This is a genomic window from Acidovorax sp. HDW3, from assembly GCF_011303755.1.
Lineage (GTDB): Bacteria > Pseudomonadota > Gammaproteobacteria > Burkholderiales > Burkholderiaceae_C > Paenacidovorax.
This window is the reverse complement of sequence record NZ_CP049885.1, coordinates 2,054,182-2,071,613: the sequence shown is the minus strand read 5'-3', so window position 1 is coordinate 2,071,613 and position 17,432 is coordinate 2,054,182. Positions and strand designations below refer to the sequence as shown.

Genomic DNA, 17,432 nt, shown 5'->3' with positions numbered 1-17,432 from the left:
CGCCCGTGTGGTGCTTCTATTTTGATAGCTGCTCGCGCTTGTCTGGTAAGCGCTGGAGGCTGTTTTTATTCGGATTTTGGTGCGTATTCCGGCCGGTCGTTGTGCTGGGGCTTGAGGGGCGCCTGTGCCTGGCCGGCGGCGCGCTCCTGGCGCCACTGCTGCTTGCGTTGCGTCCACTCGGCCAGGCGGGCGTGGGCGCTGTGGCTCTCGCGTTCCATGTGTGCGGCGTCGGCCACCTGCGCCGCCAGCTCCAGGCGAATGCCGTTGGGGTCGAAGAAATAGATGCTCTTGAAGATATGGTGGTCCGTCACCCCCAGCACCTCGATGCCATGCGCCTGCAGCCGCGCCCGGGTGTCTTCAAGCGCCTGCACCGTGTTGACGCGAAAGGCCACGTGGTTGACCCAGCGCGGCGTGTTCGGCGAGGGCGCGGGCAGCACGTCGTCGCCCAGGTCGAAGAAGGCGATGAACGAGCCGTCTTGCAGCCGAAAGAAGAAATGCGTGTACGGGCAGTATTCGCCCGTGCTGGGTACGTAGTCGCTCTGGATGATGTGGTACAGCGGCAGGCCCAGGATGTCTTCGTAGAAGTGCCGCGTCTCCTCGGCATCGCGGCAGCGGTGGGCAAAGTGGTGCAGCTGCTGCACGGCAGCGGGTGAGGGCAGGGCCATGGCGGTCTCCTTCGGGTGGTTTTTAAAATTTTATGAACCGTGACCCATTGCCGTCAGTGGAATTTTCCCGGGCCGGTGCTTCGCTTTGCGTCAGCGCCTGGCCCTGGGCCTCGCGGCGCACCAGCCACCATGCCACCTGCGCCAGCCAGGCCAGGGCTGCCAGCGCTGCCAGGGCGATGAGCCAGCGCCCCAGGCGCTCCTGGTCGTCGAGCAAATAGGCGTTGCACAGGCGCAGCGGCGAGTCGATGTAGAGCTGGCCGACCACGGCCATCATGGGCAGCAGGTTGCCGAGGAAAAAGCCCTGCACCACCAGCCCGGCGCGCGGCCAGGACAGGCGCAGCAGGGCGCCGGCCAGCAGCAGGGCGGCAAATTTCGCCAGCTCCACGCCGGGTTCGCGCAGTGCCAGATCGAGCGCGCGCGGCACCATCAGCACCGTCAGCACCACGCCCACGGCCACCAGGCCCGTCATGCCCTGCGCATTCCAGCGCGCGAGGGCGGTGCGCGCCGGGGCGGGCAGCGTGGCGGCGAGCAGGGCACCAGCGAGCAGCAGCAGCGGAAACTGCAGCACCATGTGGCGCCACATGCCCGCTTCGAGCCACGGGCGCAGCCCGGGCAGGGCGGCCAGCAGCAGCAAGGCAGCGCCCAGCAGCGCCTGCTGCCGGGCAGAGGGGGTGATGCGCTTCATGGCCCGGCCCCCGCCAGATGGCGCGCGTAGTTCAGCGCCAGTTCTTGCTCGGCCAGGTCAAAGACGCGCACCATGCGGCCCTGGGCGTTGAACACCAGCAGGGCGGCGTTGTGCTCGAAATCGCCCTGGCCCGTGGGCACCACGACCACGCCCAGGCGCTGCAGCAGGGCCTGCTCCTGGGCGGCATCGGGCAGGCGCACGAAGCGCCAGCGTGCCGGGTCGGCCTGCAGGCGCCGGGCGTAGGCGGCGAGGTCGGCGGGGCGGTCGCGCGCGCCATCCAAGCTGATGGAGAGCAGGCGCACGCCGGTGGCGGGTTCGGCCTGCAGGGCGGCTTGCAGCTGCTGAAAACTGCTGCCCAGGCTCAGGCACACGGTTTCGCAGCGGGTGTAGAAAAAATCGACGATGGACACCCCGCCGCCTTCGGCCAGCAGCGTGGGCAGCGGCAAGGTGGCGCCGCTGCTGTCTTGCACGGTGACGGCGGGCACGGGCACGGGCTGGCGCGCCACCTGTAGGCGGCGCGCGCCCTCGTCGGTCCAGACCTCGTAGTCCAGCGTCAGCCAGGCGCCAGCGGCCCAGCCGCACAGCAGCAGCAGGGCGCTGGCGAGGGCGGTGCGCAGCATGGGGGGTTATGGGGCGATGGCCTTGAGCGCCGCTTCGCCCTCGAACGGGGTGCTGCGGCTGGCGCTGGCCTTGCGCTCCTGGGCAAACAGGTCGGCGCCGATGGGCTCGGCCTTGTTCGACCAGTTGCTGCGCACAAAGCTGGCGACGCCGGCCAGCTCGGCATCGGAGAGCTGGGCAAAACTGGGCATGGCGCCTTCAAATTTATTGCCCGCGACGGTGATCTGGCCGGTGATGCCGTGCAGCAAGATGTTGGCCAGCACCTTGGGCGCGCCTTGCACCCATTCCGAGCCATCGAGGGGCGGGAACACCCCCGGCAGCCCCTTGCCGTTGGCCTGGTGGCAGGCAGCGCATTGGGCGGCAAAAATCGCCTTGCCGTCCACGGCTGCGCTGGCGCCACCAGCCGAGCCGGCCAGGTCGGCGCGGGTGCGCTGGTCGCCCAGGCTGGTGTCGCCCAGGGGGCCGCTCAGTGGGATGTAGAGCAGGCCGAACACCACCATGGCAATCACCACCAGGGCGGCGCTCACGGGGATGGGGCGGACGGCTTCTTCCGGGTCTTCGTTTTCGCGCGCCTGGGCGCGGCTATCGGTGTCTTGGCGCATGGCAGGCTTTCAGGAGGCGGGGGCGGCCGCAGGTTTGGCAGCGGCGCCGGCGGGCTCGGGCGGCAGCACGGGGTAGCTGTGGTTGAGCGCCTGCAGGTACTTGACCAGGTCCAGCGCCTCGGGCTTGGCGACCACCACCTGGCCCTTGGGGGCAAAGTCGGGCGGCAGCTTCAGGACTTCGTCGCCCGGGGCGGCGCTGGCCTTGAGTTCGAACAGGAAGGGGTAGGCGGGCATGATCGAGCCCGGCACGTAGGCGCGCGGCTGGTACAGGTGGCCCAGCTGCCAGTCCTTGCTCGGCTGGCGCACGCCGATGTTGAACAGGTCCGGCCCGGTGCGCATACTGCCGAGCAGGTGCGGCTTGTCGAACACGTAGTCGCCCGGCACCGAGGCCCGGCCCCAGCCGCGTTCGGCGTCGGGGCCAAAGCTCTTGTCGCGTGGCTGCTGGCTGTGGCAGTAGACGCAGCCGTTGGCGATGTACACCTCGCGCCCGCGCAGCTCGGCGGCGCTGTAGGGCTTGAGGCCGGGGGGCGCGCTCACGTCGCGCACCTGGATGTAGGGCAGCACCACCAGCACCGCCGTGGCAGCAGCGAGCGTGACCATGGCGCCGGCGGCCAGCTTGACTTCATTCTCCATGGGCCAGCTCCATCATTTTCGGGTTGCTTGTAAACATGGCCGGTTCTGTGCGCGCGGGGCCCATGCGCAGGGCCATGGCCAGTACGTGGCCGACGAACACCAGGTGGCTGGCGAGCATCAACGCACCGCCGACGCTGCGCGACTTGAGGTAGGGAATCGTGACCGCCACCGAGTCCATGAAGGGCTTGGCGGCGTCGAGCATGTACTCGCCCTGCAGCCAGCCGCCAATCGTCAGGCCGACGAAGTAGATCGTGATACCCACCGCCGCCAGCCAGAACTGCAGCGAGATCAGGCGCGGGAACGGCCATTCACGCTGCAGCAGGCGCGGCATCATGAAGTAGATGGCGCCAAACAGCACCATGGTGACGAAACCGTAGGCCCCCAGGTGCGCGTGCGCCACCGTGAAGTGCGTGAAGTGCGTTACCTGGTTGACCGCGCGCAGCGCCTCGAACGAGCCCTGCAGCGACGACAGCATGTACATCACGCCGCCAAACATCATGAAGCGCAGCGTGGGCGAATAGCGCACCAGGTGCATACGCCCCCACATGGTGTGCGCCATGTTGATGGAGAACGCCGCCACGGGGATGATCATCATCATGCTCTGCACGATAGACAGCGTGATGAGCCAGCCCGGCACTGGCCCACCCACCAGGTGGTGGCCGCCGACCTGGCCGTAGAAGAAGGCCAGCGTCCAGAAACCCAGGATAGACAGGTTGTACGAGCGGATCGGGCGCGCAATGATCTTGGGCAGGAAGTAGTAGATGATGCCCACGCTCACCGGCGTGAACCACAGGCCGAGCACGTTGTGGCCGTACCACCAGTTGGTGGTGGCCTGCTGCACGCCGTAGTGCACGCCCGGCATCTTGGCGACGATGAACAGCAGCGCAATCCACAAAATGGCGGCCAGGTGGTACCAGCTCGTCACGTACAGCGACTCGGCCTTGCGCTGCGCCACCGTGCTGTAGGCGCTGTAGATGACGCAGGCCATGCCGGCCACCACCAGGGTGCCGATCTGCCAGGGCATCTCCAGGTACTCCATGCCCGCCGTCCAGCCGGCGCCAAAGGCCAGCAGGGCGCAGGCGATGGCGATGTTGATGAGCACGCCACCGGCCATGGCCCAGCAGCCGTGTACCAGCGGGGTGCGCATCAGGCGCGGCATGAGCCAGAGGATGACGCCCAGGGCCGCGTTTGTGATCCAGCCGTAGAGCACGCCCCACAGGTGCATGGTGCGGATGCGGCCAAAGGTCTGCCAGGCTTCGCCCACCAGCCAGTCGGGCATGTGCAGCTTGAGCGAGGCCGTGAGGCCAAACACCGAGCCCACCAGCAGCCACAGGCAGGCCATGGCGATGAACAGCAGCACCGGCTGGCGGCTCGACGCGTCGGCAGCTACGCGTTCGGCCAGCTCCTCGGCGCTGGGGCCGTGGGCGATGTGCGGGTCGGGCGCGCCAGCGGCGGCTTGCAAGGCGGCGCGCTGCTCTGGGCGCAGGGCGGGGTCGTCGGTGTGGCCGATTTCGCCGCTGGCGAAAATGGCGGCCGCCGCCTTGGGGTTTTCAACCAGCAGGCCCTTGCGCATCGACCACATGAAGACGAAAAGTCCAATGATCGACAACAGGAAGGCGCCCAGCAGGCTCAGAATGGCACTGTCCATGGGGTAAATCCTTTCTTCTTGCCCGGGGAGTGGATGCAAGCCGCCGAAGACTTGATCCAGTACATGGCTTTTTTGAAAGACATGTGCTAGGCGTTGGAGCGGCGGATCATAAGAAGCATTGTGGACTCGTGTTTGCGCGGCAGGCAAACCCATGTTTGCGGCAGTGTTTCCTATGTGTGCAAAGCATTGAAAGCAGCCGCTGCTGGGTTTTCGGCACAATCGCGGTTTTGCTTTTTTGGGGCGCCCGGGGGCGTATTCGTTTGATGGTGAAAACCACCGTTTTTTGGCGGCTGACGGCAACCTTGGCCCTGGCGGCGGGCAGCGCAGCCGCCATGGCCCAGTCGCTGGACTTTGCCCAGGCGCAGCAGCGCCTGTTGGCGGGCTCGGATCAGCTCGCCGCCGCCGACAAGGCCGTGCAAAGTGCGCAGCTGCGCTGTGATGGGGTGGAAAAACTCGGTGGCCCCAGCCTGCTGGCCACGGGCACGGCGCTGCACTACGACCTGCAGGCCAACATCAACCTTGATCCGGCGCGCCAGCAGGTCAACGGCGTGGTGGGCCAGCTGCCGCCGCAGCTCGGGGGCATCGTGGGCAAGCTGCCGCAGCTGCCGTCGGACTACAACCTGCAGCAAAACGGCCAACGTGCCAACGCGGCTTTGGCGCTGCTCTGGCCGCTGTACAACGGCGGCCTGGCTGACGCCGTGCGCAGCGGCTGCGCGGCCCAGACCGACGAGGCCCTGGCCGCCGCCCAGGACGACGAGCAGGCGCTGCAGGCGCTGCTGGTGCAGCGCTACTTTGGCGCCCAGCTCGCAGCCCGCGCCGCGCAGCTGCGCGCCAGCACCCTGGCCATGGTGCGCGAGCACGATGCAGCCGCGCAGCAGATGCTGGCCACCGGCGTTATCTCGCGCCTGGAGCGGCTGCAGGCCCAGGCTGCTTTGGCAGATGCACAGCAGCAGGCGCGCAAGGCCCAAGACGAGGCGCAGCTCGCCGCCACGGCCCTGGCGCGCACGCTCAAGGCGGGGGCGCCGCTGCGGCCGAGCAGCCCGCTGTTCGTGCACAGCCAGCCGCTGCCGCCGTTGGCAGGTTTTATCGACAGCGCTTTGCAGCGCCACCCCGGGCTGTCGAAAGTGCAGGCCAAGCGGCGCGAAGCCAGCGCCCTGCACGAAGCGCAAGAGGCGCTGCGCCGCCCGCAGGTGCTGGGCTACGGCATTGGCGAGATGGGCGGCGGCAGCGGCCTCAACAGCAGCCAGCGCCCGAACTGGGTGGCCGGTGTTTCGGTTTTTTGGCAGCTGTGGGACAGCGTGGACCGCGACCGCCTGGCGGCCTCGGGCCAGCGCAAGATCGAGCAGGCCGAACTCGTCGAGGCGCAGGCGCGCAGCGACATTGCCCTGCTGGTAGAAAAAAACTGGCTCGCCACCGAGCACGCCCGCAGCCAGTACCTGGCGCAGCAGGCGCAGGAAGACCTGGCGCGCGAGCTGCTGCGCCTGCGCGAAGCGGGCCTGCGCGAGGGCACCAGCACCCCGCTGGAGCTGATCGAGGCCCGCGTCAACCTGGCCAAGGTGCTGACCGAACGCGCCCAGGCCGCCAACCAGTATGTACAGGCCCTGGCCGCGCTGCTGCAAAGCTGCGGCCAGGCCGACACCTTCGCCCAATACCTGGCCCGTGCCGACATTTTGATTCCCGCTGACGCACCATGACCGCAACTGCTTCTTCTCGTTTTTTCCGCGCTGCGCTGCTGCTGCTTGCTTTGGCGGTGCTGGGTTTTGTCGTCTGGGGCTTTTGGCGTGGCGCGCAGCCGCCGGCGCCGTACTTTCAGGGCCAGATGGAGGCGCGCGAAGCCGACATTGCCCCCAAAGTCACAGCGCGCATCGCCCGCGTGGCCGTGACCGAGGGCCAGCAAATCAAGGCGGGCGACCTGCTGATCGAAATGGACAGCCCCGAGGTGCGCGCCAAGCTCGCCCAGGCCGAGGCCGCGCAAGCCGCCGCCCAGGCCGTGGCCGACAAGGCCCAGCATGGTGCGCGCCCGCAAGAGGTGCAAATGGCCCAGCTGACCTGGCAGCGCGCCCAGGCCGGCGCCGAACTGGCCCGCACCTCGTACCAGCGCGTGCAAAGCCTGTTCGACCAGGGCCTGGTGTCGGCCCAAAAGCGCGACGAGGCGCACACCAACTGGCGTGCCAATGCCGCCCAGGCCGAGGCCGCCCGCGCCCAGTACGACATGGCCGCCAGCGGCGCGCGCAGCGAAGACAAGGCCGCCGCCAACGCCCAGGCGCGCCAGGTGGCGGGCGTGGTGGCCGAGGTGCAGGCCGCGCAGGCCGAGACCCGGCTCGCCAGCCCCGTGGGTGGCGAAGTGGCCAAGGTGCTGGCCAAGGTGGGCGAGCTCTCGCCCCAGGGCGTGGCCGTGGTCACGGTGGTCGATTTGCAAGACCAGTGGGTCGTGCTGAACGTGCGCGAAGACCAGCTGCAGCGCTTTGCCCTGCACACCCATTTCACCGGTCGCCTGCCGGCGCTGGGCGGGCAGACGGCAGAGTTTGAAGTCAACTTTGTGGGCGTGCTACCCGACTTTGCCACCTGGCGCACCACGCGCGGCAACCAGGGCTTTGACGCCCGCACCTTTGAAGTGCGCGCCAAACCCCTGCAGCCCATTGCTGGCGCCCGCCCCGGCATGAGCGTGCTCGTTGAGGCGCAGCCGTGAGCATCCTGTGGGCCAGCCTGCGCCGCGAAGGCGCCAGGCTGCGCGCCAGCGGGGCCGACCTGGCCATGCTCACCTGGGTGCCGCTGCTGGCGATGGCGCTGCTGTGCTGGATTTTTTCTGCCGGCCAACCCCAGCGCCTGCCGATCGCGCTGTGGAACGAAGACCCCGGCACGGCCCTGTCGCGCCAGTTGGAGCGCATGTTGCAGGCCAGCCCGGGGCTGGAGCTGCGCGCGCCCGTGCTCAACCGCGCCGAGGCCCAGGCGGCACTGCAGAGCATGGCGGTGTACGCAGTGGTGCACATTCCGCCGGACATGGCGCGCGACGTTAAACAAGGCCGCAGCGCCAGCATCACCTTGCTGCACAACGCGCAGCTGGCGACGGCGTCCAGTCTCGTGCAGCGCGATGTGCGCCAGGTGGTGGGCACGCTCAGTGCCGGCATTGAAATGCAGGCCGCCGCCAAGCGCGGCACGCCGGGACAGGCGCTCTACGCGCGCATGGAGCCGATCAAAACGCAGCTGGTTGCGCTGTTCAACGTCTCCACCAACTACGAGCTGTTTCTGGCCGCCGCCCTGATGCCGGCGCTGGTGCACATCCTGGCCATGACCGCCGGCGCCTGGAGCGTGGGCCGCGAGCTGCGCGAGCGCACGCTGGGCGACTGGCTGGGGGCGCCCCCCGTGGGGCTGGGGCCCATTTTTGCCGCGCTGGTGGGCAAGCTGCTCATCGCCTGCCTGAGCCTGTGGGCCTGCACCATGGCGGCGCTGCTGTACCTGGCGCAGCTGCGCGGCTGGGCCGTGGCCGGCAGCATGGCCTGGATCGGCCTGGCGCTGGCGCTGCTGGTGGCCGTGAGCCTGGCCGCTGGCGCGGCACTCTCGGGCCTTACGCTGTCGCTGCGCACGGCGCTGTCGGGGGCGGGGTTTTTTTCAGCACCGGCGTTTGCCTTTTGCGGCGTGGCCTACCCGCTGCTGGCCATGAGCCCGGGGGCGCGCACCTGGGCCGAGGCCATGCCCTACACCCATTACGCGCGCCTGCAGCTCGAACAGTGGCTCATGGGCGCGCCGCTGGCGCAAAGCCTGCCCACCATCGCCGCCCTGGGCCTGGCGACGCTGGTGCTGCTGGCTGCCGCCAGCGCCGGCCTGGCGCGCGGGCTGCGCCAGCCGCAGCGTTGGGGAGGGCGCTAGCGGTGCGGTTTTGCTCTGTTTTTGATAGCTGCTCGCGCTTGCCTGGTAAGCGCTACAGCCCAATTTTGTTCTTAAAATTGGCCCCGGAGGGCTCCTGACATGGCCTTTTTGCGCCTGCTGCTTGCGCAACTGCGCTGCCTGCTCAGCGACAAGGGCGCCGTCCTGCTGCTGCTGGGCGCGCCGCTGCTCTACGGTTTTTTCTACCCCTGGTTTTACGCCACCGAGGTGGTGCAGCGCGTGCCCGTGGCGCTGGTGGTGCAAGACAGCTCGGCCTTGTCGCGCCAGCTGCTGCGCTTTGCCCAGGCCAGCCCGCGCATCGACCCCCAGCTGGTGACCGCCGACGAGGATCAGGCACGCCAGGCGCTGCTGCGCGGCGAGGTCATGGGCTACGCCCTGATCCCGAGCGACTTCAAGCGTGACCTGCTGCGCGCGCGCAACCTCACCGTGCCGGTGTACGCCAACGGCGCCTACCCCCTCGCCAGCAAGCAGGTGCAGTACGGCTTTGCCGAAGCCTTTGGCACCGTCTCCGCCGGCGTCGAGCTGCGCCGCCTGCAAGCCGGTGGGCAAAGCGCGCTGCAGGCCAGCGCCAGCCGGGCGCCGCTGCAGCTGCAGCCGCTGGCGCTGTTCAACCCGACCGAGGGTTATGGCAGCTTCGTCGTCTCGGCGGTGGCCATCCTCATCCTGCAGCAAACCCTGCTCATGGGCGGCGCCCTGTTCGTTGGCACGCTGCGCGAGCAGGGGCACGCCGGTGGCGGCGTGCGGCTGTGGCTGGCGCGGCTGCTGGCGCTGTGCCTGCCGGGCTGGCTGGCGGGGTTGTTCTACATGGGCTGGATTTTTATCTGGCAGGGCTACCCGCACGGCGCCAACCCGCTGGGGGCGCTGGCGATGCTGGCGGTGTTTGTGCCCGCCGTGGCAGGCTGCGCGGCCCTGATCGGCTGGGCCCTGGCCGACCGTGAGCGGGCGCTGCAGGTGCTGCTGTTCACCTCGCTGCCGCTGGTGTTCGTGGCGGGCTTTACCTGGCCGGCAGAGGGCTTGCCGCCGGCGCTGCAATGGCTGCGCTGGCTGGCGCCGAGCACCGCCGGCATCCAGGCCAGCCTGCGCCTGAACCAGATGGGCGCCTCGGTGGCGCAGGTGGCGCCGCTGCTGGCCTGGCTGGGGGGGCTGACGCTGGCGGGCTGGACGGCGGTGTTGTGGCTGGGGCGGGGCAGCTCTGCCGCAGCCAGGGCCCGGTAGCGGCGCGCCAGCCCCGCCGTTTTACGCTTTGGCGATCTTCGTCACCGAATACTCACCGCTGGCGATGCGCTTTTGCCACTCGGCCGGGCCGGTGATGTGGGCGCTGGTGCCGCCGGCGTCCACCGCCACGGTGACGGGCATATCGACCACGTCGAACTCGTAGATGGCCTCCATGCCCAGGTCGGCAAAGCCCACCACTTTGGCCTGTTTGATGGCTTTGCTCACCAGGTAGGCGGCGCCGCCCACGGCCATGAGGTAGGCGCTCTGGTTGTCCTTGATGGCCTCGATGGCGACCGGGCCGCGCTCGGACTTGCCGATCATGGCGATCAGGCCGGTCTGCTCCAGCATCATGCGCGTGAACTTGTCCATGCGCGTGGCGGTGGTGGGGCCGGCGGGGCCGACGACTTCATCGCGTACCGGATCGACCGGGCCGACGTAGTAGATCACGCGGTTGGTGAAGTCCACGGGCAACTTCTCGCCCTTGGCCAGCATGTCCTGGATGCGCTTGTGCGCGGCGTCGCGGCCGGTGAGCATTTTGCCGTTGAGCAGCAGCGTCTGGCCGGGCTTCCAGCTGGCGACTTCTTCCTTGGTCAACTGGTTCAGATCGACGCGCTTGCTGGTTTCGGTGTTGGGCGTCCACTGCACCTGGGGCCACAGGTCCAGGCTCGGCGGGTCGAGGAACACCGGGCCGCTGCCGTCCATGACGAAATGCGCATGGCGCGTGGCGGCGCAGTTGGGGATCATGGCCACGGGCTTGCTGGCCGCGTGCGTGGGGTACATCTTGATCTTCACGTCGAGCACGGTGGACAGGCCGCCCAGGCCCTGCGCGCCAATGCCCAGGGCGTTGACCTTTTCGTACAGCTCCAGGCGCAGTTCCTCGACCTGGTCGAGCGTCTCGCCGCGTGCGGCCTTGGCCTGCAGCTCGTACATGTTGAGGTCTTCCATCAGGCTCTCTTTGGCCAGCAGCACGGCTTTTTCTGCCGTGCCGCCAATGCCGATGCCCAACATGCCCGGCGGGCACCAGCCCGCGCCCATGGTGGGCACGGTCTTGAGCACCCAGTCCACCAGGTTGTCGCTGGGGTTCATCATGATCATCTTGGACTTGTTCTCGCTGCCGCCGCCCTTGGCCGCCACGGTGATGTCGAGCTGGTTGCCCGGCACCATCTGCACGTTGATGACGGCGGGGGTGTTGTCCTTGGTGTTCTTGCGCGCAAACAGCGGGTCGGCGACGACGGAAGCGCGCAGCGTGTTGTCGGGGTTCATGTAGCCGCGACGCACGCCTTCGTTGATGGCGTCTTCCAGGCTCTGGTCGGCGGCAAAGCCTTCAAAGCGCACGTCCATGCCGATTTTCAGGAAGACGTTGACGATGCCCGTGTCCTGGCAGATGGGGCGGTGGCCGGTGGCGCTCATCTTGCTGTTGGTGAGGATCTGCGCCATGGCGTCCTTGGCGGCGGGGCTTTGCTCACGCTCGTAGGCGCGCGCCAGGTGGGCGATGTAGTCGGCCGGGTGGTAGTAGCTGATGTATTGCAGCGCGCCGGCGATGGAGTCGATCAGGTCTTGCTGGCGGATAAGGGTCTGGGTCATAGCGTGGGGTGGGGTATCAAAACGCAAACCCTTTAATTATCGCCCTGCACCTTGCGTCCGGCTTGCTGTCGTGGTTGCTTGTGGCAGATTGGCGCGCAGGCGACGCCTGGGGCCGTCCCGGGCTGCGCAAAAGTGGCGCTTGTGGGTATGCTGGCAAGGTTTTGTGCTTGGCCCTGGTTTTGACTTTCTTTGCGAGGAGTTTTTGGCATGACCTCTGTGCAGCCTGCGTCCCCCGGCGCCGCCACGCGTGCTGAGCGCGATAGCTTCGGCCCCATCGACGTGCCCGCGCGCCAGCTCTGGGGGGCGCAGACGCAGCGCTCGCTGCAGCATTTCGCCATTTCCAGCGAAAAAATGCCGCCCGAGCTGATTGCGGCCCTGGCCCAGGTCAAGCGTGCCAGCGCCTACGTCAACCACTCCCTGGGCTTGCTCAGTGCCTCCAAAACCACGGCCATCGTCGCCGCCTGCGACGAGGTCATGGCCGGCGCCCATGGCGCGGAGTTTCCGCTGGCCGTCTGGCAAACCGGCTCGGGCACGCAAACCAATATGAACATGAACGAGGTGCTGGCCAACCGCGCCAGCGAAATGCTCGGTGGCGTGCGCGGGCCGGCGCGCAGCATCCACCCCAACGACGACGTCAACCTGAGCCAGTCGAGCAACGACGTGTTCCCCACCGCCATGCACGTTGCCGCCGTCGAGGGCCTGGTGCGCCGCCTGTTGCCGGCGCTGCACCAGCTGCGCAGCACGCTCGCGGCCAAGGCGCAGGACTACGCCGGCATCGTCAAGATTGGCCGCACCCATTTGCAGGACGCCACGCCCATCACCCTGGGGCAGGAAATCTCCGGCTGGGCCGCGCAGCTGGCGCACGCCGAGGCGCATGTACGCGCCAGCCTGGCGCATCTGTGCGAGCTGGCCCTGGGCGGCACGGCGGTGGGCACCGGCCTGAATGCGCCCCCGGGCTACGCCGAGGCGGTGGCGCAGGAGCTGGCCGAACTCACCGGCCTGCCGCTGGTGACGGCGCCCAACAAATTCGAGGCCCTGGCCAGCTGCGACGCCCTGGTACAGGCGCACGGCACACTCAAGGGCCTGGCCGCGAGCTTGCTCAAAATTGCCAACGACGTGCGCTGGCTCGCCAGCGGCCCGCGCAGCGGCCTGGGCGAGATCACCATCCCCGAGAACGAGCCGGGTTCCTCCATCATGCCCGGCAAGGTCAACCCGACGCAGTGCGAGGCCCTGACCATGCTCTGCGCCCAGGTGCTGGGCAACGACGTGGCGATCAACATCGGTGGCGCCTCGGGCAATTTTGAGTTGAACGTGTTTCGGCCCCTGATTGCGCACAACTTTCTGCAAAGCCTGCGCCTGCTGGCCGACGGCATGAAAAGTTTTGACCAGCACTGCGCCCAGGGCATAGAGCCGAACCAGGCGCGCATCGACGAGCTGCTCGAGCGTTCGCTCATGCTGGTGACGGCGCTCAATCCGCACATCGGCTACGACAAGGCCGCCGAGATCGCCAAGCGCGCCCACCACGAAGGTTTGACCCTGCGCCAGGCCGCCATCGCCAGCGGCCACCTGACGGGCGAGCAGTTCGACGCCTGGGTGGTGCCGGGCAAGATGGTGTAGTTGATTGCTATTGTTTTATAGCATGTAGCGCTTGCTACATGCGCCTTGGAGCCATTTTTCTTTATTTTGCTGCCAGTGCGGCCTGCTTCCAGGCCCGGGCGGCGGCGTCGGCATCGCTGCGCTGCTCGGCGAGTTCGGCCAGCTGGCGCCAGGCGCTGGCGCGCAGGGGCCCGTCGGGCAGTTGCTGGGCGGCTTTGTGCTGCAGCTGCTGGGCCTTGCCCCAGAGCTGGCGCTCGCGGCAGGCCAGGCCGGCGAGGTAGGTCAGGCGGGCATCGCGCGGGCGGCTTTGGCTGGCGTTTTCGATGCGCGCGAGCCAGGCAGCGTCGATTTCAGCCAGGTTGCTCTCCAGAGTGCGCACCAGCTTCAAGACCTGGGCGTCAGGCAGCTCCTGGGTTTGCCAATGCTCCCAGGCCGGCAGCAGCCAGTGGCGCACCTGGCTGGCGTCGCCGCCGAGCTGGCTCAGGCGCTGCGCGGCTTCGATCGCCAGTTCGGGCATGGCGCGTTCATTCGCTTCCAGGGCCTGCCAGGCTTGCTGCAGCTGCGCCGGGTCGTGGGCGCTGTGGATCCAGTCGCGCGCCAGGCCGCGCACGATGCTGTGCGCCGCCGCCGTTGAAAACGCATGGTGCTTGCCCAGCAGGCGTGCGGTTTCGAGCGCGCTGCGCGTCTGGCCCGCCAGGCGCGAGGCTTTGAGTTTGATGCGCAGCGCCAGCGTGCGCCGCGCCGCGCCCTGGGGCAGGGCGGCCAGGCATTCGAGGGCGCCGGCGCTGTCGCGGTCGTCGAGCGTCCAGCGCGCGGCGCGCAGCTGCAGGCCCTCGCGCAGGCTTTGCTCGTGTTGTTTGCTGCTGGGCGGGGCGCTGTCGAGGGCCAGGCGCAGGTGCTCGTCGCGCGTGCTGCGGTCGAGCAGGGCGTGCGAGCTGTCGGCGGCGAGCATGTGCGCCAGGGCGCGCAACTGGCGGCTGTGTGGCAGCTGCTCGGCGTGGTGCGCCAGGGCGTTTTCCTGCGCCAGCGCCGTCAGCGCCGATTTGCGCGCGCGCACAAAGCGCCCGGCCAGCAGGCTGGCGAGCGACTGCAGGAAGGCGGCGTGCATGGCGCGCTCTTTTTGCAGCTGGCGCCAGCGCCGGGCCTGGCGCGGCAAGGTGGTGAGGGCGTTGAGGCCGGCAAGCGCGCCGTGCAGCACGACGAAGCCGCCGACCAGCAGCAGCACCACCATGTTGAGTGATAAATCCAGGCGCCAGGGCGGCCAGAACAGCGTGACTGTGCCCTGGTTGTTGCCGGCAAACAGGGCCACGGCGACGGCGGCGCCAAACAAGCCGAGAAACCACAGTGCTGCGCGCATGGTCGGTGGCCCCTTAGCGTCCGGCGGCGGCCGTGTTCAGGGCCGTGAAGGTTTCGTCCAGGCGCGGCAGGTCGGCCGTTTTCAGGCTCGCCTGGACTTGCTGCAGCAAGGTGGCGGCGTTTTGCGTGCGCCGGGCGGCAGGGTCGAAGTATTTGTTGAGAGCGGCGGTGGCGCCGGCCAGGTCGGTGCGGGCGGCGTCGAACTGGCGCGCGAGCAGGCCCAGGCGCGCGCTTTGCAGCTTGAGCTTGAGGTTCTCGCGCAGAAAAAATTCCTGCTCCGGTGCCAGCAGCACGGCTTCGGGCTGGTCGATACGGCTGACGCGCACCAGGCCGCGTGCCTCGTCGCGCACCAGCTCCCAGCCTTTGGCGAGCTGCGCCTGCCACCAGGGGGCGCTGCTGTGGTCTTTGGCGGCGGGCGCCGAGCCGCCGGGGCGGCGCATGGCGCTGGCGTGGGCGACGCCGCCGAGGGTGGGCAGGTCGTCGCTCAGGCGCATCAGGTCATCGAGGCGGGCGAGCAGGCCGGCGGTGTCGGTTACCGTGCTGCGGGCGATGTGCTCCAGGTCGTGCGCAATCGCACGCTGTACCGGCGCCAGGCGCGGCTGCGCGGCGCGTTCGATGCGCTGCTGCGCGCTCTTGAGTGCCGCCACCAGGGGTTCGAGGCTGCCGGTGAGCTGCGCTTGCTGCTGCGCCAGGCGCAGGCTCGCTTCGATATCGACCACCAGGGTTTCGTCGCGCGAGCGCGAGACGCTTTGCATCAGCTCTTCGAGCTGGCTGCGCTGCAGCGCCACTTCGCTGACCCGGGTTTCCGTCACCGTCAGGCGGGCAGCGGTGTCGCGCGCGATTTCTTCGGCCTGGCGCGCGAGGGTGCGGGCCTCGGTGGCGCTGGCGCCGTTGTTGGCACTTTGGCGTGCCAGTTGTTCCTGGATGTTGCCCAGTTTTTGCCACAGCAGGCCGCTGCTGGCCAGGCCGGCCAGGGCCAAGAGGGTGGCCAGGGCCAGGGCAAAGTGGCCGCCGCTGGGGGGGGCTGGGGCGGGCACGGGGGGGGCGTGCTCTGGGGTGGGCTGCTCGCTCATAGGGCGGATTCTATCGATGCCACCACGTCGGTAAATGCCGGCTTGCATTCGTGCAGCAGCCCAAATCCGGCGGCGCGCACTGCCTGTGCAATGCGCGGGTGGGTGGCCAGCGCCTGGGCGCGGGCCCAGTTTTGGGTGGGCAGGGCCTGTTGTAAATGCGTCACAGCTTCGGAGCTGCTGAACAGCCACAGAGAGCCGTCGCTGGCCGCAGCGTGCGCCAGGGCCTGTTGCTCTGGGCTGAAAACGGGTGCGCTGCGCTGGTAGGCAATGGCGAAATCGACCGTGGCGCCAGCGGCGCGCAGCTGCGCGGCCAGCCAGTCACGGCCCTGGCCGCTGGCATCGCCCTGGCCGGCCTGGCAGCCGCGCACGATGAGCACGCGCGCGCCGGGGGTGATTTGCGTGGCCACCTGGGCCCACAGGGCTTCGGAGTCGTACTGCGCGGCATCGGGCGCGGGGCCGTCGATGCGCGCTTGCTCCAGGCCCCGCGCCAGCAGCACCTGGGCGGTGCCGGGGCCGGGTGTCCATGCTCTTAAATTTGTAGCTGCTAGCGCTTGCTGCATAAGCGTTAAAGCGTTTTTTTGCTCTAAAAAGTAATGGGCGGCGTTGCCGCTGACGAACATTACCGCCCGGTATTGCGCCAGCTGTGCCAGCGCCGTTTGCAGCTGCGCCTGGTGTACGGGCTGGGGGCTGGGGCCAATGGCGATCAGCGGCAGGGCGGCAGCGGCGATGTCGCGCTGCCCCAGGGCCTGCACCCACTGCGCCGCGTCGGGCTGTGGCCGGGTGACGATGACGCGCTGCGCCCCTGCCATGGCTTACGCGCCCCGGGCGCCGCCGGCGCGCAGCTGGGCCGCCACGGCGTCGCCCAGGGCCTCGGCCTGGGCCAGGGTGGTGACGGCGGCGCTGGCCTGGGCGCGCACCAGGGGCAGGCGCGCTTCGGTGTCGCCCCAGGCGGCGTGCAGGTCGAGCGTGGCGCCTTGCCACTGGCCGTGCGCGGCCAGGGGCATGGAGCAGCTGCCACCCATGGCGCGGCTGACGGCGCGCTCGGCGGCCACCGTCAGCCAGGTGGCCTGGTCGGCCAGTGGCGCCAGGGCGGCGATGAGGTCGGCGCGGTCACTGCGCACCTCGATGCCCAGGGCGCCCTGGCCGGCGGCGGGCAGCATGGCGGTGGGGGCAAATTCGCAGCGGATGCGCGCGCCCAGGCCCAGGCGCTTCAAGCCGGCAGCGGCGAGCACGATGGCGTCGTACTGGCCCTCGTCGAGCTTGCGCAGGCGGGTATCGAGGTTGCCGCGCAGCGGCTCGATCTTCAGGTCCGGGCGCAGCGCCTGCAGCAGCACCTGGCGGCGCAGGCTGGAGGTCCCGACCACCGCGCCCTGGGGCAGCGCGTCCAGGCTGGCGTAGCGCGGCGAGACGAAGGCGTCGCGCGGGTCTTCGCGCTCCATCACGCAGGCCAGGGCGAAGCCTTCGGGTAGCTCCATGGGCACGTCCTTGAGCGAGTGCACGGCGATGTCGGCGCGGCCTTCTTCCAGGGCCACTTCCAGCTCTTTCACGAACAGGCCCTTGCCACCGACCTTGGAGAGCGAGCGGTCCAGAATCTGATCGCCCTGGGTCGTCATGCCTAGCAGGGTGACGTGGTGCCCGCGCGCCTGCAGCAGCGCCTTGACGTGCTCGGCCTGCCACAGGGCGAGGCGGCTTTCGCGCGTGGCGATGACGATGGGCAGGGCGGGCGAGGAGGCGGCGGCTTGGTTCATGCAGAAACTTTCATGGAGGCGCTGGGCAGTAAGAGCGTGTTTACGGTCTCCTCATGCTGCCTTGCCCGAAGGGTTGCCCCGCAAAAGCGGCGCCTGCGGCGTTGCAAATACTCGCCGGGCCACC

General features: G+C 68.8%; 16 protein-coding genes. 5 read left to right on the top strand and 11 right to left on the bottom strand.

Annotated features, from left to right (window positions below):
- Positions 1-65: 65 nt before the first annotated feature.
- From G7045_RS09420 to G7045_RS09395, 6 genes are read right to left on the bottom strand one after another with little or no spacing between them, the layout of a single operon-like run.
- On the bottom strand, positions 66-665 hold the full coding sequence (locus G7045_RS09420; RefSeq protein WP_166159391.1) for a VOC family protein: 600 nt from the start codon (positions 663-665) through the stop codon (positions 66-68).
- 22 nt (positions 666-687) lie between these two features.
- Positions 688-1,350 (bottom strand): hypothetical protein, encoded by a 663-nt coding sequence (locus tag G7045_RS09415; RefSeq protein WP_240919201.1) that lies wholly within the window; start codon positions 1,348-1,350, stop codon positions 688-690.
- On the bottom strand, positions 1,347-1,970 hold the full coding sequence (locus tag G7045_RS09410; RefSeq protein ID WP_166159390.1) for an SCO family protein: 624 nt from the start codon (positions 1,968-1,970) through the stop codon (positions 1,347-1,349). The genes G7045_RS09415 and G7045_RS09410 overlap by 4 nt, the downstream gene beginning before the upstream one ends.
- A 6-nt stretch (positions 1,971-1,976) precedes the next feature.
- The gene (locus G7045_RS09405) at positions 1,977-2,570 is read right to left on the bottom strand and encodes a cytochrome c (RefSeq protein ID WP_166159389.1); all 594 of its coding nucleotides are present in this window, start codon (positions 2,568-2,570) and stop codon (positions 1,977-1,979) included.
- A 9-nt stretch (positions 2,571-2,579) separates the two neighbouring features.
- Positions 2,580-3,203, bottom strand: a complete 624-nt coding sequence (locus G7045_RS09400) for a cbb3-type cytochrome c oxidase subunit II (protein ID WP_166159388.1) — start codon at positions 3,201-3,203, stop codon at positions 2,580-2,582.
- Entirely contained in the window at positions 3,193-4,851 is a 1,659-nt protein-coding gene (locus G7045_RS09395) for a cbb3-type cytochrome c oxidase subunit I (protein ID WP_166159387.1), read from the bottom strand. Before G7045_RS09395 ends, G7045_RS09400 begins: the two co-directional genes overlap by 11 nt.
- Positions 4,852-5,114: 263 nt before the next feature.
- Here G7045_RS09395 and G7045_RS09390 point away from each other — a divergent pair, with 263 nt between their 5' ends.
- The 4 genes from G7045_RS09390 to G7045_RS09375 all read left to right on the top strand — a co-directional run bounded on the left by G7045_RS09390 (position 5,115) and on the right by G7045_RS09375 (position 9,951).
- Positions 5,115-6,545 (top strand): TolC family protein, encoded by a 1,431-nt coding sequence (locus tag G7045_RS09390; RefSeq protein WP_166159386.1) that lies wholly within the window; start codon positions 5,115-5,117, stop codon positions 6,543-6,545.
- Positions 6,542-7,540, top strand: coding sequence for an HlyD family secretion protein (locus G7045_RS09385; RefSeq protein ID WP_166159385.1), 999 nt, complete (start codon positions 6,542-6,544; stop codon positions 7,538-7,540). The genes G7045_RS09390 and G7045_RS09385 overlap by 4 nt, the downstream gene beginning before the upstream one ends.
- Entirely contained in the window at positions 7,537-8,718 is a 1,182-nt protein-coding gene (locus G7045_RS09380; RefSeq protein ID WP_240919199.1) for an ABC transporter permease, read from the top strand. The genes G7045_RS09385 and G7045_RS09380 overlap by 4 nt, the downstream gene beginning before the upstream one ends.
- A 99-nt stretch (positions 8,719-8,817) precedes the next feature.
- Positions 8,818-9,951, top strand: a complete 1,134-nt coding sequence (locus tag G7045_RS09375; RefSeq protein WP_166159384.1) for an ABC transporter permease — start codon at positions 8,818-8,820, stop codon at positions 9,949-9,951.
- A 21-nt stretch (positions 9,952-9,972) separates the two neighbouring features.
- On the opposite strand, the gene G7045_RS09370 is transcribed toward G7045_RS09375, so the two are convergent.
- Positions 9,973-11,535, bottom strand: a complete 1,563-nt coding sequence (locus G7045_RS09370) for a fumarate hydratase (protein WP_166159383.1) — start codon at positions 11,533-11,535, stop codon at positions 9,973-9,975.
- Positions 11,536-11,742: 207 nt separating this feature from the next.
- On the opposite strand from G7045_RS09370, the gene fumC reads away from it, so the two are divergent.
- Positions 11,743-13,152, top strand: a complete 1,410-nt coding sequence (fumC, locus tag G7045_RS09365) for a class II fumarate hydratase (protein WP_166159382.1) — start codon at positions 11,743-11,745, stop codon at positions 13,150-13,152.
- Positions 13,153-13,213: 61 nt separating this feature from the next.
- Here fumC and G7045_RS09360 read toward each other — a convergent pair whose 3' ends face one another.
- The 4 genes from G7045_RS09360 to hemC are packed head-to-tail and all read right to left on the bottom strand — an operon-like array spanning position 13,214 to position 17,308.
- Positions 13,214-14,488 (bottom strand): heme biosynthesis HemY N-terminal domain-containing protein, encoded by a 1,275-nt coding sequence (locus tag G7045_RS09360; RefSeq protein WP_166159381.1) that lies wholly within the window; start codon positions 14,486-14,488, stop codon positions 13,214-13,216.
- Positions 14,489-14,501: 13 nt separating this feature from the next.
- On the bottom strand, positions 14,502-15,560 hold the full coding sequence (locus tag G7045_RS09355) for a uroporphyrinogen-III C-methyltransferase (RefSeq protein ID WP_166159380.1): 1,059 nt from the start codon (positions 15,558-15,560) through the stop codon (positions 14,502-14,504).
- Positions 15,557-16,369 (bottom strand): uroporphyrinogen-III synthase, encoded by an 813-nt coding sequence (locus tag G7045_RS09350; protein ID WP_166159379.1) that lies wholly within the window; start codon positions 16,367-16,369, stop codon positions 15,557-15,559. Before G7045_RS09350 ends, G7045_RS09355 begins: the two co-directional genes overlap by 4 nt.
- A 3-nt stretch (positions 16,370-16,372) precedes the next feature.
- On the bottom strand, positions 16,373-17,308 hold the full coding sequence (gene hemC / locus G7045_RS09345) for a hydroxymethylbilane synthase (protein WP_166159378.1): 936 nt from the start codon (positions 17,306-17,308) through the stop codon (positions 16,373-16,375).
- Between the last annotated feature and the right edge of the window lie 124 nt (positions 17,309-17,432).

Bases quoted from the DNA above. Each gene is read 5' to 3' on its own strand.
- G7045_RS09420 (WP_166159391.1), bottom strand. From the start codon at position 665: ATGGCCCTGCCCTCACCCGCTGCCGTGCAGCAGCTGCACCACTTTGCC.
- G7045_RS09415 (WP_240919201.1), bottom strand. From the start codon at position 1,350: ATGAAGCGCATCACCCCCTCTGCCCGGCAGCAGGCGCTGCTGGGCGCT.
- G7045_RS09410 (WP_166159390.1), bottom strand. From the start codon at position 1,970: ATGCTGCGCACCGCCCTCGCCAGCGCCCTGCTGCTGCTGTGCGGCTGG.
- G7045_RS09405 (WP_166159389.1), bottom strand. From the start codon at position 2,570: ATGCGCCAAGACACCGATAGCCGCGCCCAGGCGCGCGAAAACGAAGAC.
- G7045_RS09400 (WP_166159388.1), bottom strand. From the start codon at position 3,203: ATGGAGAATGAAGTCAAGCTGGCCGCCGGCGCCATGGTCACGCTCGCT.
- G7045_RS09395 (WP_166159387.1), bottom strand. From the start codon at position 4,851: ATGGACAGTGCCATTCTGAGCCTGCTGGGCGCCTTCCTGTTGTCGATC.
- G7045_RS09390 (WP_166159386.1), top strand. From the start codon at position 5,115: ATGGTGAAAACCACCGTTTTTTGGCGGCTGACGGCAACCTTGGCCCTG.
- G7045_RS09385 (WP_166159385.1), top strand. From the start codon at position 6,542: ATGACCGCAACTGCTTCTTCTCGTTTTTTCCGCGCTGCGCTGCTGCTG.
- G7045_RS09375 (WP_166159384.1), top strand. From the start codon at position 8,818: ATGGCCTTTTTGCGCCTGCTGCTTGCGCAACTGCGCTGCCTGCTCAGC.
- G7045_RS09370 (WP_166159383.1), bottom strand. From the start codon at position 11,535: ATGACCCAGACCCTTATCCGCCAGCAAGACCTGATCGACTCCATCGCC.
- fumC (WP_166159382.1), top strand. From the start codon at position 11,743: ATGACCTCTGTGCAGCCTGCGTCCCCCGGCGCCGCCACGCGTGCTGAG.
- G7045_RS09360 (WP_166159381.1), bottom strand. From the start codon at position 14,488: ATGCGCGCAGCACTGTGGTTTCTCGGCTTGTTTGGCGCCGCCGTCGCC.
- G7045_RS09355 (WP_166159380.1), bottom strand. From the start codon at position 15,560: ATGAGCGAGCAGCCCACCCCAGAGCACGCCCCCCCCGTGCCCGCCCCA.
- G7045_RS09350 (WP_166159379.1), bottom strand. From the start codon at position 16,369: ATGGCAGGGGCGCAGCGCGTCATCGTCACCCGGCCACAGCCCGACGCG.
- hemC (WP_166159378.1), bottom strand. From the start codon at position 17,308: ATGAACCAAGCCGCCGCCTCCTCGCCCGCCCTGCCCATCGTCATCGCC.